16 protein-coding genes and 1 other RNA gene are annotated in these 16445 nt (G+C 40.9%); 12 read left to right on the forward strand and 5 right to left on the reverse strand.

Annotation, left to right across the window (positions count from 1 at the left end; all coding sequences use genetic code 11):
• The 6 genes from aceF to acnB all read left to right on the forward strand — a co-directional run.
• Nucleotides 1–1054 (forward strand): dihydrolipoyllysine-residue acetyltransferase (aceF, locus tag PROVALCAL_RS04930; protein ID WP_006658021.1); only part of this gene is annotated, 1054 nt, incomplete at its 5' end.
• 205 nt (nt 1055–1259) lie between these two features.
• Entirely contained in the window at nt 1260–2687 is a 1428-nt protein-coding gene (gene lpdA, locus PROVALCAL_RS04935) for a dihydrolipoyl dehydrogenase (protein ID WP_006661171.1), read from the forward strand.
• Nucleotides 2688–2898: 211 nt separating this feature from the next.
• Nucleotides 2899–3906 (forward strand): adhesin, encoded by a 1008-nt coding sequence (locus PROVALCAL_RS04940; RefSeq protein WP_192941390.1) that lies wholly within the window; start codon nt 2899–2901, stop codon nt 3904–3906.
• A gap of 66 nt (nt 3907–3972) precedes the next feature.
• Nucleotides 3973–4305, forward strand: coding sequence for a hypothetical protein (locus tag PROVALCAL_RS04945; protein ID WP_006658024.1), 333 nt, complete (start codon nt 3973–3975; stop codon nt 4303–4305).
• 7 nt (nt 4306–4312) lie between these two features.
• On the forward strand, nt 4313–4675 hold the full coding sequence (locus tag PROVALCAL_RS04950; protein WP_006658025.1) for a hypothetical protein: 363 nt from the start codon (nt 4313–4315) through the stop codon (nt 4673–4675).
• A gap of 563 nt (nt 4676–5238) precedes the next feature.
• Entirely contained in the window at nt 5239–7836 is a 2598-nt protein-coding gene (gene acnB, locus PROVALCAL_RS04955; protein ID WP_006658026.1) for a bifunctional aconitate hydratase 2/2-methylisocitrate dehydratase, read from the forward strand.
• A gap of 107 nt (nt 7837–7943) precedes the next feature.
• On the opposite strand, the gene PROVALCAL_RS04960 is transcribed toward acnB, so the two are convergent.
• Entirely contained in the window at nt 7944–8321 is a 378-nt protein-coding gene (locus PROVALCAL_RS04960; RefSeq protein WP_006658027.1) for a VOC family protein, read from the reverse strand.
• A gap of 176 nt (nt 8322–8497) precedes the next feature.
• Here PROVALCAL_RS04960 and PROVALCAL_RS04965 point away from each other — a divergent pair, with 176 nt between their 5' ends.
• The 4 genes from PROVALCAL_RS04965 to PROVALCAL_RS04980 all read left to right on the forward strand — a co-directional run bounded on the left by PROVALCAL_RS04965 (nt 8498) and on the right by PROVALCAL_RS04980 (nt 11556).
• A complete protein-coding gene (locus PROVALCAL_RS04965; RefSeq protein WP_006658028.1) occupies nt 8498–8863 on the forward strand; it encodes a YacL family protein in 366 nt (121 codons plus the stop codon).
• A gap of 152 nt (nt 8864–9015) precedes the next feature.
• The gene (mscS, locus tag PROVALCAL_RS04970; protein WP_006658029.1) at nt 9016–9888 is read left to right on the forward strand and encodes a small-conductance mechanosensitive channel MscS; all 873 of its coding nucleotides are present in this window, start codon (nt 9016–9018) and stop codon (nt 9886–9888) included.
• 206 nt (nt 9889–10094) lie between these two features.
• The gene (argO, locus tag PROVALCAL_RS04975) at nt 10095–10712 is read left to right on the forward strand and encodes an arginine exporter ArgO (protein ID WP_006658030.1); all 618 of its coding nucleotides are present in this window, start codon (nt 10095–10097) and stop codon (nt 10710–10712) included.
• A 115-nt stretch (nt 10713–10827) separates the two neighbouring features.
• Entirely contained in the window at nt 10828–11556 is a 729-nt protein-coding gene (locus tag PROVALCAL_RS04980) for an oxidative stress defense protein (RefSeq protein ID WP_006658031.1), read from the forward strand.
• Here the strand turns inward: PROVALCAL_RS04980 and PROVALCAL_RS04985 are convergent.
• Nucleotides 11546–12466 (reverse strand): LysR family transcriptional regulator ArgP, encoded by a 921-nt coding sequence (locus tag PROVALCAL_RS04985; RefSeq protein ID WP_006658032.1) that lies wholly within the window; start codon nt 12464–12466, stop codon nt 11546–11548. The two genes, PROVALCAL_RS04980 and PROVALCAL_RS04985, sit on opposite strands and share 11 nt — an antisense overlap.
• Nucleotides 12467–12663: 197 nt before the next feature.
• Between PROVALCAL_RS04985 and rpiA the strand changes: the two genes are divergently transcribed.
• Both rpiA and serA read left to right on the forward strand, forming a co-directional pair.
• Nucleotides 12664–13323, forward strand: coding sequence for a ribose-5-phosphate isomerase RpiA (gene rpiA, locus PROVALCAL_RS04990; protein ID WP_006658033.1), 660 nt, complete (start codon nt 12664–12666; stop codon nt 13321–13323).
• Between the two features lie 428 nt (nt 13324–13751).
• Nucleotides 13752–15002 carry a phosphoglycerate dehydrogenase gene (gene serA, locus PROVALCAL_RS04995; RefSeq protein ID WP_006658035.1) on the forward strand — a complete coding sequence of 417 codons (1251 nt, stop codon included), beginning with the start codon at nt 13752–13754 and terminating at the stop codon, nt 15000–15002.
• Nucleotides 15003–15039: 37 nt separating this feature from the next.
• Here the strand turns inward: serA and PROVALCAL_RS05000 are convergent, their stop codons facing one another.
• From PROVALCAL_RS05000 to zapA, 3 genes are all read right to left on the reverse strand, one after another.
• Nucleotides 15040–15642, reverse strand: a complete 603-nt coding sequence (locus tag PROVALCAL_RS05000; RefSeq protein ID WP_006658036.1) for a 5-formyltetrahydrofolate cyclo-ligase — start codon at nt 15640–15642, stop codon at nt 15040–15042.
• A 139-nt stretch (nt 15643–15781) separates the two neighbouring features.
• Nucleotides 15782–15964, reverse strand: a non-coding RNA gene (gene ssrS / locus PROVALCAL_RS19225) — 6S RNA.
• A 109-nt stretch (nt 15965–16073) separates the two neighbouring features.
• The gene (zapA, locus tag PROVALCAL_RS05005) at nt 16074–16403 is read right to left on the reverse strand and encodes a cell division protein ZapA (RefSeq protein ID WP_006658037.1); all 330 of its coding nucleotides are present in this window, start codon (nt 16401–16403) and stop codon (nt 16074–16076) included.
• Nucleotides 16404–16445 lie beyond the last annotated feature (42 nt).

A 16445-nucleotide genomic window follows, 5' to 3' on the forward strand; every position in this document is an offset into this window, starting at 1 on the left:
TTTCGAAGTTGCGGGTGCAGCGCCAGCTCCTACTGCAGCTCCGGCTTCAGCACCAGTTGCAGCTCCAGCAGCTGCGCCAGTAGCCTCTGCTCCAGCTAAAACTGCTGATAGCAAAAATGAATTTGTTGAGAACGATGCGTATATTCACGCAACACCGGTTATTCGTCGTTTAGCGCGCGAATTCGGTGTGAACTTAGCGAAAGTGAAAGGTACGGGTCGTAAAGGTCGTATCTTACGTGAAGACGTTCAAGCTTACGTTAAAGATGCAATCAAGCGTGCGGAAGCACCAGCAGCAGCTGGCGGTGGTTTACCGGGGATGCTGCCATGGCCGAAAGTTGATTACAGCAAATTTGGTGAAGTTGAAGAAGTTGAGCTGGGTCGTATCCAGAAAATTTCTGGCGCTAACTTGAGCCGTAACTGGGTCATGATCCCGCACGTAACTCTGATGGAAGAAGTGGATACCACTGAAGTTGAAGAGTTCCGTAAGCAACAGAACAAAGAAGCTGAGAAGAAAAAACTGGATGTGAAAATCACTCCATTAGTCTTCGTGATGAAAGCGGTTGCCCGTGCTCTGGAAGAAATGCCACGCTTCAACAGCTCTATTTCAGAAGATGCACAGCGTCTGTTCCTGAAAAAATATATCAATATCGGTATCGCGGTTGATACACCAAATGGCTTAGTGGTTCCTGTTTTCAAAGACGTGAACAAAAAAGGCATTATGGAGTTATCTCGTGAGCTTGGCGAAGTGTCTAAGAAAGCGCGTGCAGGTAAACTGACCGCAGCAGACATGCAAGGCGGTTGTTTCACTATTTCTAGCTTAGGTAGTATCGGTACGACCGGCTTCGCACCAATCGTGAATGCACCTGAAGTGGCAATTATGGGGCTGTCTCGCTCTTCTATCAAACCAGTTTGGAATGGTAGTGAGTTCGTTCCACGCTTGATCCTGCCAATGTCTCTGTCATTTGACCACCGTGTGATTGATGGCGCTGATGGTGCGCGCTTCATCACTTTAGTTGGACAACTGATGAGCGATATTCGCCGTCTGGTAATGTAACTAATAAGACCGGTCAATTGGCCGGTCTGTTTTATTTAGGCTGGGGCAGAGTTTTTCGCTGTTGCAACGAAAGGTTGGGAGTTACGTCACGTATTCAGCCTTTTCAGGATGTTAACAATTCTGTAAACTGCTTGCGGTGTGTACTTTACCAGTGGAAAATTCGTTTATTCGGCGGCCCCGCTGGACAAAACAAAAAGAGGTCATGATGAGTACTGAAATTAAAGCCCAAGTCGTTGTGCTTGGTGCAGGCCCAGCAGGTTATTCTGCGGCATTCCGTTGCGCTGACTTAGGTTTAGAAACTGTTTTGGTAGAACGTTACTCAACTCTTGGTGGAGTTTGTTTAAACGTTGGTTGTATCCCTTCTAAAGCATTACTGCACGTTGCTAAAGTTATCGAAGAAGCTAAAGCATTAGCTGAGCACGGTATTGTATTTGGCGAGCCAAAAACTGACATTTCCAAAGTTCGTCTGTGGAAAGAAAAAGTAATTAACCAGCTGACCGGCGGCTTAGCGGGAATGGCGAAAGGCCGTAAAGTTAACGTAGTTAACGGTCTGGGTAAATTTACTGGCGCGAATACACTGGTTGTTGAAGGCGAAAACGGCAGCACCACTATCAATTTTGATAATGCGATTATTGCTGCGGGTTCACGTCCAATTCAGTTACCATTTATTCCTCATGAAGATCCACGTATTTGGGATTCAACAGATGCATTAGAACTGCAAGAAGTTCCTGAACGTCTGCTGGTCATGGGTGGCGGTATCATCGGTCTTGAGATGGGTACTGTATACCATGCACTGGGTTCACAAATTGATGTGGTTGAAATGTTTGACCAAGTTATCCCAGCTGCGGATAAAGACGTGGTTAAAGTATTCACTAAGCAAATCAGCAAGAAATTCAACTTACTGTTAGAAACTAAAGTGACTGCTGTTGAAGCGAAAGAAGATGGTATCTACGTTTCAATGGAAGGCAAAAAAGCACCAGCTGAACCACAACGTTATGACGCTGTGTTAGTGGCTATCGGTCGCGTACCTAACGGTAAGAACTTAGACGCAGGTAAAGCGGGCGTTGAAGTTGATGACCGTGGTTTCATCCACGTTGATAAACAAATGCGTACTAACGTTCCTCACATCTTTGCTATCGGTGACATTGTTGGTCAACCAATGCTGGCTCACAAAGGTGTTCACGAAGGTCACGTTGCAGCAGAAGTTATCTCTGGTCTGAAACACTACTTCGATCCTAAAGTTATTCCATCAATCGCTTATACTGAGCCAGAAGTTGCATGGGTTGGTTTAACTGAGAAAGAAGCGAAAGAGAAAAACATCAGCTACGAAACAGCAACATTCCCATGGGCTGCATCAGGTCGTGCAATCGCATCTGACTGTTCTGAAGGTATGACTAAGCTGATTTTCGACAAGCAATCTAACCGTATCATCGGTGGTGCAGTTGTTGGTGTTAACGGCGGTGAATTACTGGGCGAAATCGGTTTGGCAATCGAAATGGGTTGTGATGCTGAAGATTTAGCATTAACTATTCATGCTCACCCAACACTGTATGAATCAATTGGTATGGCTGCAGAGATCTACGAAGGTAGCATCACTGACTTACCAAACGCGAAAGCGAAAAAGAAAAAATAATTTTCTTTTTTAGCAAGAAATAAGCGAATTGAAGACCAAAGCAGAAATGTTTTGGTCTTTTTATTATTAATTAATAAAGCAGAGCTAACTTATTTTCTTAATTATATAAATATTATAATGGTTATAATTTTGATATTTACACTTAGTTGACTATAAAAGATTTTAAATTTAACTTCTTTGCTGTTTTTAAACAACAACAAGGATGTTAATTATGCTCTATATAGATTCAATGACTGTTTATGCCAACCCCGTCCCTTTTAATTTTACTGATGTAACGAATGATGATCTTTTTTATGGTGATTATGCTTTTAATCATAATAGTATAAATGAGCAATATGACCATTTGAAAACTATCACAAGAATTATAGAGAATGATAATTATAATCTGGAGATATCTAGAAATAGGGATGTAAATCGAGAAAATATAGTATCAGAAGATACGGTAAACACACCATTACCATCACCACAAGAACCATCACCACAAGAACCATCACCACAAGAACCATCACCTCAAGAGAAATTAACATTAAGTTATCAGGAATCTTTAAATAAAATAAGAGTTCTAAAAGAAGAGAAAAATAATTTAGAAAAAAGTTATGAATGGAAGTTTTTGACTGATCCGGAGAAATACCCATGTAATTATCAATGGTTTTTTAAATCACCAGATCTTAATATCACTGCAAATGTTAAATTTAATTCAATACAAGATAGAGATCGCTTACTTTCAGATAACTTTGATGATAGCCCTATAGATATACCAAAATTAAACTTTTTTGATCCTAAACCTTTTTATAATGCTATTGAGAGAAACGCAGAATTATCAGCAAGAAATTATCTGCTAGCAACTCAGGAAAGACATACTCAATTAACAAAAGAAATACAGTCTAATGAAAGTGAATTAAGAAATATTCAAATTAGTATTGAAAAAAGCAGTGTTTTAACAATCCCAACACCGTTAATTCCAGTAAACAGCGGAAGCTCCACGCTTGATGAAACAACAAGAATGGATACAAGTGTTGCTCAAGCAATTGAAAATAAACTGAATGCGATTGGTGATAAATTAGCAGAAACATTTGAATGTTCCTTTGGATTTGCTTGTGCATCGGATTTGGATAAGGCTGCTAAAAATCCAAATCTTGGGAACGATTTAACGGCAGAAGAAAAAGAAGAATTAGGAATCTTAGGTGGTAGCGTAAGTGGCACTCCTAATGGCTTTTAACCAGATGATGAAAGGTTTAACCAACAAGAAACTCATACATCCAATAGAATAAATGAAATTAAAGAATTGTTTGAATATGATAGCAGTAGAGCTGGTATTCAAATTGGGAATAGATCTTTGATTGAAATCCCAAACAAAGGTAACGCAAAGATTTTTAGTGGGGTATCAGAAGAAGAAATAAAGCAGTATTTTGTTGAGTTAACAGGTAATAAAGCTTTGCCCGAAGTAAGAGTAGTTCCAGGAAAAGGAAATATTTATACTATTAAAACACCAAATGGGAGCTTCAACTTACGTGATTTTTCGAATTCTGCTAGAGAAACAGGAAAAGCTTGGACGATTGATATTCCAAGGGGCATTGCTAAAGATACTGCACCTGTAGAAATAAAATTTTTAAAGTGAGCATATAATGGAAAAAATTTTACATTTTGATGAAATTATTGATGATGCAAAAGGGCTATGGCTATCAGGGTTATTTGGTTCTATAGTTGGTTGGAATCCAAATAAATCTTTTTATGAACATAAAAATATCTTTTTCTATGTGATAAAAAAATTATTAGATGATCAAGTAATTAAATTTTGTTCTCCTGATGATCCACTAGGTAAAAATATTTCATACTGGAATGCTAATAGCCAAGAAATTGTTAATTATCTTGAAGTTCACTGGCCTGAAAATTCAGTGGAAGAAGATGATGATGAGTTGAATATGTATTTTTATGAAATGCCGGCTATTTTGTGGAAAGATGAGTCTGGAAAATATGTGGGTTCCTAAGTTTTCATTTATCCGTCAGTTATTTGAAATAATTTAAGTTTCAATTAAAGAGCCTAGATTTTCGTAGGCTCTTTTTTATTGCTTCCCCTAAGCAATTTGGTTGGACTAAAAAGACCAATAAACCCCATAAAATCCATTAAAAAATTTTAAACCAATCGCAATGATTTGCCTTATCAATTAGTCAGATAAGTAAAAATGAGTTATTAAATATAATTTGTGATAAGGGATGAAAAAAGACACTAATTAGAGTGCTTTCAGCCATGAAATGGATTATAAAAAGTAGGGTCTTAATGGATGTTTATAATGGATTATGATGTTTCAAGCTTAAAAATTGCCCTATAAAGTTTGTTAATGGGTTAAGTTAGCAGAAGAATGTTACTTTCTTGTGAATGAATTAACATTACGTTTAAATTCTGCTATGCTGATTGCCCGAAGCTGGACATAATTTTATCGCCATTGAGATTATGTGAGCAAATTCCTCTGACCTGGCACCGGATGATAATTTTTTTCAGGATGGTGCAGACAGCCGGGTATATAAATAACAAAGAAGCGAGGAGAACGTCGTGCTAGAAGAATACCGTAAGCACGTAGCCGAGCGTGCCGCTCAAGGGATTGTCCCTAAGCCATTAGATGCGTCACAAGTAGCTGCACTAGTCGAGTTACTGAAAAACCCACCCAAAGGTGAAGAAGATTTCTTGTTAGACCTGCTGACCAACCGTGTCCCACCTGGCGTTGATGAAGCAGCTTACGTTAAAGCTGGATTTTTAGCCGCGATCGCAAAAGGCGAAACATCCTCCCCTCTGATCTCCCCTGAAAAAGCCATTGAACTGCTAGGTACCATGCAGGGCGGATACAATATTCACGCACTAATCGAAGCTCTTGATGATGCCAAATTGGCAGCCATCGCAGCGAAAGCACTTTCCCACACTCTACTGATGTTCGATAATTTCTATGATGTAGAAGAAAAAGCGAAAGCGGGAAATGCGCATGCTAAGCAAGTGATTGAATCATGGGCGAATGCAGATTGGTTCAAAGAGCGTCCTGAATTAGCTGAAAAAATGACCGTGACGGTCTTTAAAGTGACTGGTGAAACCAACACGGATGACTTATCTCCTGCACCAGATGCATGGTCGCGACCAGATATTCCTCTTCATGCTTTAGCCATGCTGAAAAACGCACGCGATGGCATCGTTCCTGATGAAGCGGGTAACGTAGGTCCAATTAAACAAATCGAAGAACTGAATAAAAAAGGCTTCCCGCTGGCTTATGTGGGTGACGTTGTCGGTACTGGTTCTTCACGTAAATCAGCAACGAACTCCGTTCTGTGGTTTATGGGCGATGATATTCCATTCGTGCCTAATAAACGTGGTGGCGGAGTTGTGCTGGGCGGAAAAATTGCACCAATCTTCTTTAACACAATGGAAGATGCGGGTGCACTGCCAATTGAAGTGGATGTATCTAAGCTGAATATGGGAGATGTGATTGATATCTATCCATATAAAGGTGAAGTTCGTAATCACGAAACTAACGAATTGTTAGAAACATTCGAATTAAAAACGGACGTGTTAATCGACGAAGTTCGTGCTGGTGGTCGTATTCCTCTAATCATCGGTCGTGGCTTAACCACAAAAGCACGCGAGGCATTAGGTTTAGGTGCAACGGATATGTTCCGTCTTGCAAAACCTGTTGCACAAAGCAATCGTGGTTATTCATTAGCACAAAAAATGGTCGGTCGCGCATGCGGTCGTCAAGGTATTCGCCCTGGTGAATACTGTGAACCTAAAATGACGTCTGTCGGTTCACAAGATACAACGGGTCCAATGACTCGTGATGAGCTGAAAGACTTAGCGTGTTTAGGATTCTCTGCGGATTTAGTGATGCAGTCATTCTGTCACACGGCGGCGTATCCAAAACCAGTAGACGTGACAACACACCATACACTACCTGATTTTATTATGAACCGTGGTGGGGTTTCTCTGCGTCCGGGCGACGGTATTATTCACTCTTGGTTAAACCGTATGCTATTGCCAGATACTGTTGGTACTGGTGGTGACTCGCATACCCGTTTCCCAATTGGTATCTCATTCCCAGCAGGTTCTGGTTTAGTGGCTTTTGCTGCTGCAACCGGTGTTATGCCTCTGGATATGCCAGAGTCCGTATTAGTTCGCTTCAAAGGACAAATGCAACCGGGTATTACATTACGTGACCTTGTTCATGCTATTCCGCTGTATGCGATTAAAGATGGATTACTGACTGTTGAGAAAAAAGGTAAGAAAAACATTTTCTCTGGTCGTATTCTGGAAATTGAAGGTCTTCCTGAGCTGAAAGTTGAGCAAGCATTTGAATTAGCGGATGCGTCAGCAGAACGTTCAGCTGCGGGTTGTACTATCAAGTTGGATAAAGCGCCAATCATTGAATACCTGCAATCCAACATCGTTCTGTTGAAATGGATGATCGCGGAAGGTTACGGCGACCGCCGTACCATCGAACGTCGTATCAAAGGGATGGAAAACTGGCTTGCTAACCCTGAGTTACTGGAAGGTGACGCGGATGCAGAATACGCGGCAGTGATTGAAATCGATCTCAATGAGATCAAAGAGCCAATCCTGTGTGCACCGAATGACCCAGATGATGCACGTTTACTGTCTGATGTTCAGAATGAAAAAATCGATGAAGTATTTATCGGTTCTTGTATGACTAACATCGGTCACTTCCGTGCGGCAGGTAAACTGCTGGATTCCCATAAAGGTCAATTACCAACTCGCCTGTGGGTTGCGCCACCAACGAAGATGGATGCTGCGCAGCTAACGGAAGAAGGTTACTATAGCGTATTTGGTAAGAGTGGGGCTCGTATTGAAGTCCCGGGCTGTTCACTGTGTATGGGTAACCAAGCTCGAGTGGCAGATGGCGCAACCGTTGTTTCCACGTCTACGCGTAACTTCCCGAACCGTTTAGGTACAGGTGCCAATGTTTATTTGGCATCAGCGGAGTTAGCCGCAGTGGCTTCCCTATTAGGTCGCTTGCCAACACCTGCTGAGTATCAACAGTTTATGAATAAAGTCGATGAGACTGCGGAAGACACATACCGTTATCTGAACTTTGATCGACTGGATCAGTACACTGAGAAAGCGGATGGAGTGATCTTCCAAACTGCTGTTTAATGATTGATTAATCGCGGTTATATTAATTAAACCCCAATAGTTGTTAATTCAATTATTGGGGTTTTTTATTTCTACGTGAAAAATACAGAGGGATAAATAGGTTGATGCTAAATATATTGAGAAATTTCGATTAAATTTAAATCGGGATCTCGGAGATATAACGACAAAATTTTGCCTGTAGCGCCAGTGCGTTGTACAGGTCCTTCAATAATTTTTACATCCTGTTGTTCAAGATGTTTTTGCACATCGAGAAGCGGTATATCACTAATAAAACAGAGATCCAGTGACCCTGGCACGGGTAAGTGAGCCTTAGGTTCAAACTCTTTTCCATATTGGTGAATGTTTATTTTTTGCTGACCAAACTGTAATGCGTAACGTTGTTCACCAAACGTGATCACAGACATTTTTAAGATACGCTGGTAAAAATCAAGACAGGTATCAAGATTAGTGGTGGTTAAAACAAGGTGGTCTACGCGATTAATCATTGAAGCCCTTATTACTGAGTCGAAGAGGTATAGTTAATTTTAATTGAATAAGCATATTTGTGTAGCGCAATAATTCCATACTGAAATATTCTTCTGACAGCTCGTAATAGCGCTAAGCAAACCAGCTTGACTCGCGTTATACTTAATTCAAAGACGCAAAGTGTGAGGTATTGCATATGGACTACCAATTTTTAAAGGATATTACAGGAAGTATTACCGCAAAATTTTCAATGGATCATGAAGCTATTGGTTATTGGTTAAACGAGGAAATTAAAAACGACCTCAGTTTACTGGATACTATCGCAGATAATTATGAACTGATTAAAGGCAGTGAAAAGCAGTGGGAGTTTATTGGTCACGAATACACACTGATTCTAGATGATGAGGAAGTCATGATCCGTGCGAATCAGTTAGCGTTTGAGACCGATGGGTTAGAAGAAGGAATGAGTTACTATGATAATGAAAGCATTGCCTTTTGCGGTATCAATGACTTCTTCGATATGCTAGATGACTATCGTGAATTTGTTATCGAAAATCGATAAAAAGTATTTTATTTATCGATTAATTTTATATTTTGATGATTTATAGCTATTATTTTAAGCGTGTTATTCAATTATTTACTCATGATTTTTGAGATTGTTAATTGAATTGAGCGAGTTTTCCTAGTCTAAATTTGATCGAAAAGGATATACATATGAATACTGATGATGTTACAGGCGCATTGAATGATGCAACGAATTGGTTTGTGGCAAATCAGGATCTGCTAGTCCAGTATGTCGTCAATATCGTTTCCGCACTTGTTATTTTAATTGTGGGGTTGATGATTGCTAAATGGGTTAGCCGTGGTTTGAATCGCGTGATGACAATGAGAGGAATTGACTCCACTGTTAGCGAATTCTTATCTGCTATTGCTCGCTATACCATTGTGGCATTTACCTTAATTGCTGTGCTGGGCAAAATTGGCGTACAAACTGCCTCTGTCATCGCGGTAATGGGTGCCGCCGGTTTAGCGGTTGGTTTAGCATTACAAAACTCATTAGGTAACTTTGCTGCAGGCGTTTTGCTGGTGGTATTTAGACCATTAAAAGCGGGTGAATTTGTGAAGATTGGTGCGATTGACGGTACTGTCCAAAGCGTACAAATTTTCTCAACCACATTAAAAACGGCGGATGACCGTATCGTTGTTATCCCAAATGGTAAAATCATTGGGGACAGCATCATTAACGTGACCCGTGAGCCACTTCGCCGTCAAGATATCATGGTGGGCGTTGCTTATAACTCAGATATTGATATGGTTAAAAAAGTCTTAGGTGACATTGTTGCGGCTGATAAACGTATTCTGCACGATAAAGGTGTCACTATCCGTTTAAATGAAATGGCGCCATCTTCATTGAATTATTTAGTGCGTTTTTGGACCACGAATGGTGATACGTGGCCTGTTTACTGGGATTTAATGGAAAACTTTAAACGTGCATTAGATCAGCACAATATTGGAATTCCATTCCCACAAATGGATGTTCACCTTCATCAAGTTAATCCTAGTGTGAAAAATATTTCTGCTGAATAACTCATCATGTGTACCATGAAAAATGGCGTAGACTAAAAAACTACGCCATTTTTATTCCCAGAATATAGGTAATCTTATTTCAAATTTCTCTCCATGAATTTGTATTAGCCTTTCTTATGCCCTATTAGAGTTAATCGTTTTCACTAATGATTTTTCGTGGATATTATTCTGTGCAGATAATCTGAATAATTATTAGGAAAATTTGCATGTTTACGATTTATTTTCAGGGGGCTCTTTTAGGGGCTGCAATGATATTGCCATTAGGTCCACAAAATGCATTTGTTTTACAACAAGGTAGCCGAAAGCAGTTTCATTTGATGAGTGCATTATTATGCGCATTAAGTGATACGATTTTAATTATTGCGGGGGTTTTTGGTGGCAGCGCGTTATTAAGTCAATCTGAGCTATTAATGGCACTGATTACTTGGGCGGGAGTCGCATTTTTAGTGTGGTATGGCTATGAGGCATTTCGCACAGTAATGACGCCAGATGACGCAGTATTGCAATTAGAACGTAAGATGATGACACGATGGAAAGTGGTCGTGACGTTGTTTGCCGTGACTTGGCTTAACCCTCATGTGTATTTAGATACTTTTGTGGTATTAGGTAGTGTTGGTGGTCAATTAGAAAGTCAGTTGCGCCCATGGTTCACGGCTGGGGCATTAACGGCTTCATTCGTTTGGTTTTTTTTATTAGCGATGTTAGCGGCGTGGTTTTCTCCTATACTGAATAAACCACGTTCCCAGCGTTTTATTAATCTGTTTGTAGGCTGTGTGATGTGGTTTATTGCATTTCAACTCGCAATGCACGGGCTAGGATATTAATTAGCATTATTCTGAATCGCAGTTTGTGGTAAATATGATAATGTGAATCTTAATCAGAGGAGGTTTATGATGAACTTCCTCTTTATTATAGAGAAAAACACCATTGGGAGGTTCTGTGAAATTGAAATCTATCGTTGTTGCTGCCGTATTGGCAGGTCTTGCGGTTCCGAGCATCTCTTTGGCTAGTGCAGCACCGGAAGGTCCTCATATTTCAACGTCAGCAAGTGGGGCGGTGAAAGTAGCACCGGATATGGCAACGTTGAGCATTAATGTGCAGGTTACGAATAAAGATGCTGCGGCGGCAAAAGCGGCAGTTGATAAGCGCGTTGCTGAATACTTTGAATTCCTGAAGAAAAATGGAATTGAAAAGCAGGATATTGATGCTGCAAATGTACGAACACAACCTAACTATGATTATAGTTCAGCGTCTAAGCCAACACTGAAAGGATATACGGCGATAAGAACCGTCGATGTCAAAGTGAAAAAGTTGGATCAGCTAAATGTTCTACTTGATGGTGCGTTGACAGCAGGATTAAATGAAATTAATTCTGTGCAGTTTGGGGTGAGTGATCCTCAGAAATACCGTAATGCAGCCCGTGACCAAGCAATGAAGAATGCTCAGTTACAAGCTGAAGCGCTGGCAAAAGGGTTTAATGCACAGTTAGGGCCGATTTATAGCATTAATTACAATGCTCCAGCTGATGTCCCATATCCAATGGCAGTGCGTGGTCAAGCGGGGTCACTGAAAGCGGCTGCTCAAGATCTCAACGTTAATGAGACCTATGAGCAGCAAAGTATCGATTTTAATGATCAAGTTGATGTGGTGTTTGAAATTAAACGTTAATCTCAGCGGCGATTTCATCATCTTGTTTTAGCATCTGGCGTCCTGTTTTTAATAGGGCGTCAGTGACTTTCTTCATTGTGCGACTTTCCGGTGCAAAACGATGCCAGTAGAGCATCCGGCGTTGACAGAGCCCCGGTGTTAAATCAATTAATTCACCATTTTCTAACTCACTGGCAATTTGCAAGTGTGGGATCATACAGCATGTTGACCCCTGTTTAGCTAATTGTACAAAGGCCTCTGATGAGTTAACGATATGGCAAGGTACACTGCCAGGTGATAGTCCAAAGTTTTGTTGTACAAAGGCTTGGTGCATATCATCCAAATGGTCAAATGCCACCGCGGGTGCTTTTAGTAAGGAGGCTCGAGTTACCCCATCAGGGAAATACTTCGCGGCAAAACCCGGTGAGGCGACGAAAATATAGTCTAATGCGCCCAGTTTATCGACTAAACAACCTGGCAAGGCTTGAGGTTGAATACTTATAGCCCCAACCACTTCCCCGCGTCTTAGGCGCTCTTGGGTGCGGGTTTCATCTTCCACTTGAATGTTCAAACGGATAGGCGTATTGCCTAAAACAGGGTTTAGGGCGGGCAAAAACCATGTTGCTAAACTGTCAGCGTTCACCGCTAAGGAGAGCAATAATGGGGTGGAGCCACTGTTTTCATCTCCAAGCCACTGTTCTTCGAGTAATTCAACTTGATGAAGCAATGCCAACAGTTTTTGACCTTGTTCAGTCGGATGTGGCGGAACGGTACGCACAAGCAAAGGTTGACCAAAAAGGTTTTCTAACTGTTTGATTCGTTGAGAAACTGCAGACTGAGTGATGCATAACTTTTGTGCTGCTCGTTCAAATCCGCGTTCACGAATGACGGCATCCAGTGCTTGCAAGGCGCGATAATCAGGGCGCTTCATCAAAAACTCTCCTTCTTGTTATTCTGCCAATCACTATGCCATATTTTTAGGGATAACACTTGCAAATATTCCTAAAGGGTATTTTTCATAAGAAGTAGTGCACAATCCCTAATAACAATACTGCAACTTGCAGAATGTCCGGTATATACTATTCACTATCTATTTAATGATTGAATATTCCAGTATAAGGCTCTCGCATGACTCAGGATGAATTGAAAAAAGCAGTAGGTTGGGCGGCATTAGAATATGTTAAGCCAGGCACGATTGTTGGGGTAGGTACAGGTTCTACCGCATCCCACTTTATTGATGCATTGGCAACAATGAAGGGACAAATTGAAGGAGCCGTTTCTAGCTCTGAAGCATCAACACAAAAATTGAAATCCTTGGGTATTCCTGTTTTTGACTGTAACAGTGTAGATTCATTAGATGTTTATGTTGATGGGGCTGATGAAGTAGATGGCAACATGAACATGATCAAAGGCGGTGGTGCCGCATTAACTCGCGAAAAAATTGTTTCTGCTATTGCTAAAACGTTTGTCTGTATCGTTGACCAATCTAAGTTAGTGGGTGTTTTAGGTAATTTCCCTCTACCAGTCGAAGTCATTCCGATGGCGCGCAGCTATGTTGCGCGTGAATTGGTTAAATTAGGCGGGCAACCAGTTTACCGTGAAAATGTGGTGACGGATAACGGTAACGTTATTCTGGATGTCCATAACTTAAAGATCCTCGATCCTGTTGCATTAGAAAACAAAATCAACGGTATTGCTGGCGTCGTGACTGTGGGACTATTCGCTAACCGTGGTGCTGATGTCGTATTGATGGGAACAGCTGAAGGTGTAAAAACTATTAAGCTGTAATCTTCTGTGGTTAATGATAAGCCAGTGGATTTTAAGTTCACTGGCTTATTTTGTTTTTAACTAGATAGCTAAAGCGTTAATGACTTTTATAAATATGGTAAACCTGAAAATTATTTAAATTTTTTTTACCATCCGTTATTTTGGTGATATATCTCACACAAATGCCCATTGGGTGGGCAAAATGCTTATTTTGTGTTACCGCTCTAGATTTTCCACCACATAACTTCTTTTTCTTCACACTTTTTAGCAGCGTCTAAGCAATCGTTTGTATTGCTACTGCGCTGAATTTTGCTATGTTGGTATTCTCGTTTTATTTCAAGGTGCATGTGAGGGGCTGGAGTGCCTTAATTTCATGACTTGCATCTCGAATTATTTTGAGTTCATACGAAATTCATCTGTCATAAATTAAGTACGATAGGGTAGGGTAAATGGTCAAGGTATCTTTGCAGAAAGACAAAATTAAATTTTTACTGCTTGAAGGTGTTCACCAAAGTGCTGTGGATAACCTCAAAGCAGCGGGTTACACCAATATCGAATATCACAAAAGCGCGCTGTCGGACGAAGAATTAAAAGAAGCAATTAAAGACGCTCGTTTTGTCGGTATCCGTTCCCGTACTCATTTGACTGAAGAGATCTTTGCATCGGCAGAGAAACTGGTGGCAGTGGGTTGCTTCTGTATTGGGACTAACCAAGTTGATTTAGATGCGGCAGCAAAACGCGGTATTCCTGTCTTTAACGCACCATTCTCCAACACACGTTCCGTGGCGGAAATGGTATTAGGTCAGCTATTACTATTATTGCGTCGTATTCCTGAAGCCAATATGCAGGCGCACCGTGGTATTTGGGAAAAACAAGCGAAAGGCTGTTTTGAAGCTCGAGGCAAGCGTTTAGGTATTGTCGGTTATGGTCATATCGGTACTCAGTTAGGGATCTTAGCTGAAGGGATTGGTATGGATGTTTATTTTTATGACATTGAAAATAAATTGCCATTAGGTAATGCGACGCAAGTTCGCTCATTACCTGAGCTACTGAAAATGAGCGATGTGGTGAGTTTGCATGTGCCCGAAACAGCAAGTACCAAGGATATGATTGGTGCAACGCAATTTGAGCAAATGAAAAAAGGTGCAATTTTCATCAATGCTTCTCGTGGTACGGTCGTTGATATCCCTGCACTTAGCGCAGCATTAGAAAGCAAAAAATTATCAGGCGCGGCAGTTGATGTGTTCCCAACAGAGCCAGCGGCAAATAATGATCCGAATGATCCGTTCATCTCTGAGTTGATTAAATTCGACAACGTGATCCTGACACCACACATCGGTGGTTCAACGGAAGAAGCGCAAGAGAATATCGGTTTAGAAGTGGCGAGTAAGCTAGCAAAATACTCTGACAATGGTTCAACATTATCTGCGGTTAACTTCCCTGAGGTTTCACTGCCAGTCCATACGGATGATACCAACCGCTTACTGCATATTCATGAAAACCGTCCAGGGATGATGAATAGCATCAACCAAGTATTTACGGAAAATAACATCAACGTAGTAGGGCAATATCTGAGAACGTCAGGTAATGTTGGTTATGTTGTTATTGATGTGCTGACGCAATCACCTGGTCAGGCGGATGAAGTGTTAGTGAAATTGAAATCACTGCCAGGCACTATTCGCGCTCGCCTGTTGTTCTAATTAAATTTAGCTTTTTATTCTCATATGGCGTTGGTGCTTACCAGCGCCATATTTTTTTAGGGGTAATAATTTCAGGTAATGGAATATCCCAATGTGCTACTGGTAAATTTTCAACTTGCTGGCAATCATGGGCAAGCCCAATAGGATAAAAGCCAGTTTGCTGCCATTTCGCTAACGTTCTATCGTAAAAACCGCCACCCATTCCTAATCGCTGCCCTTGGCTATCAAATGCCACGAGTGGGATCATCATAATATTGAGCTGTTCAATGGGTAATACATCTGAAACATTCAATGGAGGTTCTTCGATATTAAACTTATTTTTTACTAGTGCAGTTTCTGGTGTGTAACGTAAAAATAAGAGGTTGTTAGGGCTAAATGGATGAATGACGGGGAGATAAATATGTTTCCCTTGTTCCCAGAGAGCTTGAATTAATGGGCGTGTATTAATTTCCCCATCGAACGATAGAAATAGGGCGATAGTTTTTGCTTGTGCTATTTTGGGGTGATTGAGTGAGTGAGTCACTATTTGCTGTGCCGCAGCATCTTGTGCTTCAAGGGAAAGTGCCCGACGGGCTGCCCTAATGGATTGACGAATTTGCTGACGTGATAAAGAAAGCGCATCTGACATAACCATTTCCATATACCTTCCCTCATAGAAAGTTGTATAACCAGCGGAAAAACATAACAAACAGTATATCGCAAGCGATAGGAATGGGTAGTTTTTCGCAGAGTATTTGGGAAGTTGTGCAGAAGACACAGAAACAACAGGAAAAGAAAGGGAGGTCTCCAAGATGCCGTTGTAGGCTGTAACCCTTGAACCCTTGGTTCAAGGTGAACGCAGTTTAGCAACCTTTAGGCTTCCTGAGCGAATCAGGCATGCTCACCAGCGCAAAAACCACATTCTGTTTGGTATGAAATATCGGCTCAGGGGACTCACCCACTGACGCGCATCTCAGAGAAATTTGTTTTGAGAACTTACGTTACTCAGTGACTTCATTGTACGAAATTAGAGTATAAATGCAACCTAATTTTTAGTTTTATTTTTTACTAGTGATTGATTAATAAGCATAATTACTCTAGGGGCAATACCTGCCTCTCAGTGATTTTCACCTGATCGTGCAACGCTTGCTCAATCGTTTGTTGCAATACCTTTATCTTCTCTTCCATATTATAAGCATAATCGCGTGTTTTTGTCTTTTCTTGTGCTAATTCGTGACAGACGTTCAATGCGACAATGAAAATAAGCTGTTCAGTGTTAGTTACACCACTTCTGTCTTTTAAATTCTTTAGGCGTTCTTCTAACTCTTTTGCAGCTTCTAACAGCGCTTCTTTTTGTTCTATTGGGCAATTAACGCGCATAGAGCGCCCAAAAATCTGAATATCAACGGGTTGTGCGGACATGATACCTCCATACTAAAATCTTTTTCGCCAATAAAAGTGGGA

The organism is Providencia alcalifaciens DSM 30120 (genome assembly GCF_000173415.1).
In the GTDB taxonomy this organism is placed as follows: domain Bacteria; phylum Pseudomonadota; class Gammaproteobacteria; order Enterobacterales; family Enterobacteriaceae; genus Providencia; species Providencia alcalifaciens.

What these genes read in the sequence shown, in the direction of transcription:
- lpdA (WP_006661171.1), top strand. Translation starts at nt 1,260, where the DNA reads ATGAGTACTGAAATTAAAGCCCAAGTCGTTGTGCTTGGTGCAGGCCCA.
- PROVALCAL_RS04940 (WP_192941390.1), top strand. Translation starts at nt 2,899, where the DNA reads ATGCTCTATATAGATTCAATGACTGTTTATGCCAACCCCGTCCCTTTT.
- PROVALCAL_RS04950 (WP_006658025.1), top strand. Translation starts at nt 4,313, where the DNA reads ATGGAAAAAATTTTACATTTTGATGAAATTATTGATGATGCAAAAGGG.
- PROVALCAL_RS04960 (WP_006658027.1), bottom strand. Translation starts at nt 8,321, where the DNA reads ATGATTAATCGCGTAGACCACCTTGTTTTAACCACCACTAATCTTGAT.
- PROVALCAL_RS04965 (WP_006658028.1), top strand. Translation starts at nt 8,498, where the DNA reads ATGGACTACCAATTTTTAAAGGATATTACAGGAAGTATTACCGCAAAA.
- mscS (WP_006658029.1), top strand. Translation starts at nt 9,016, where the DNA reads ATGAATACTGATGATGTTACAGGCGCATTGAATGATGCAACGAATTGG.
- argO (WP_006658030.1), top strand. Translation starts at nt 10,095, where the DNA reads ATGTTTACGATTTATTTTCAGGGGGCTCTTTTAGGGGCTGCAATGATA.
- PROVALCAL_RS04985 (WP_006658032.1), bottom strand. Translation starts at nt 12,466, where the DNA reads ATGAAGCGCCCTGATTATCGCGCCTTGCAAGCACTGGATGCCGTCATT.
- rpiA (WP_006658033.1), top strand. Translation starts at nt 12,664, where the DNA reads ATGACTCAGGATGAATTGAAAAAAGCAGTAGGTTGGGCGGCATTAGAA.
- serA (WP_006658035.1), top strand. Translation starts at nt 13,752, where the DNA reads ATGGTCAAGGTATCTTTGCAGAAAGACAAAATTAAATTTTTACTGCTT.
- PROVALCAL_RS05000 (WP_006658036.1), bottom strand. Translation starts at nt 15,642, where the DNA reads ATGGAAATGGTTATGTCAGATGCGCTTTCTTTATCACGTCAGCAAATT.
- zapA (WP_006658037.1), bottom strand. Translation starts at nt 16,403, where the DNA reads ATGTCCGCACAACCCGTTGATATTCAGATTTTTGGGCGCTCTATGCGC.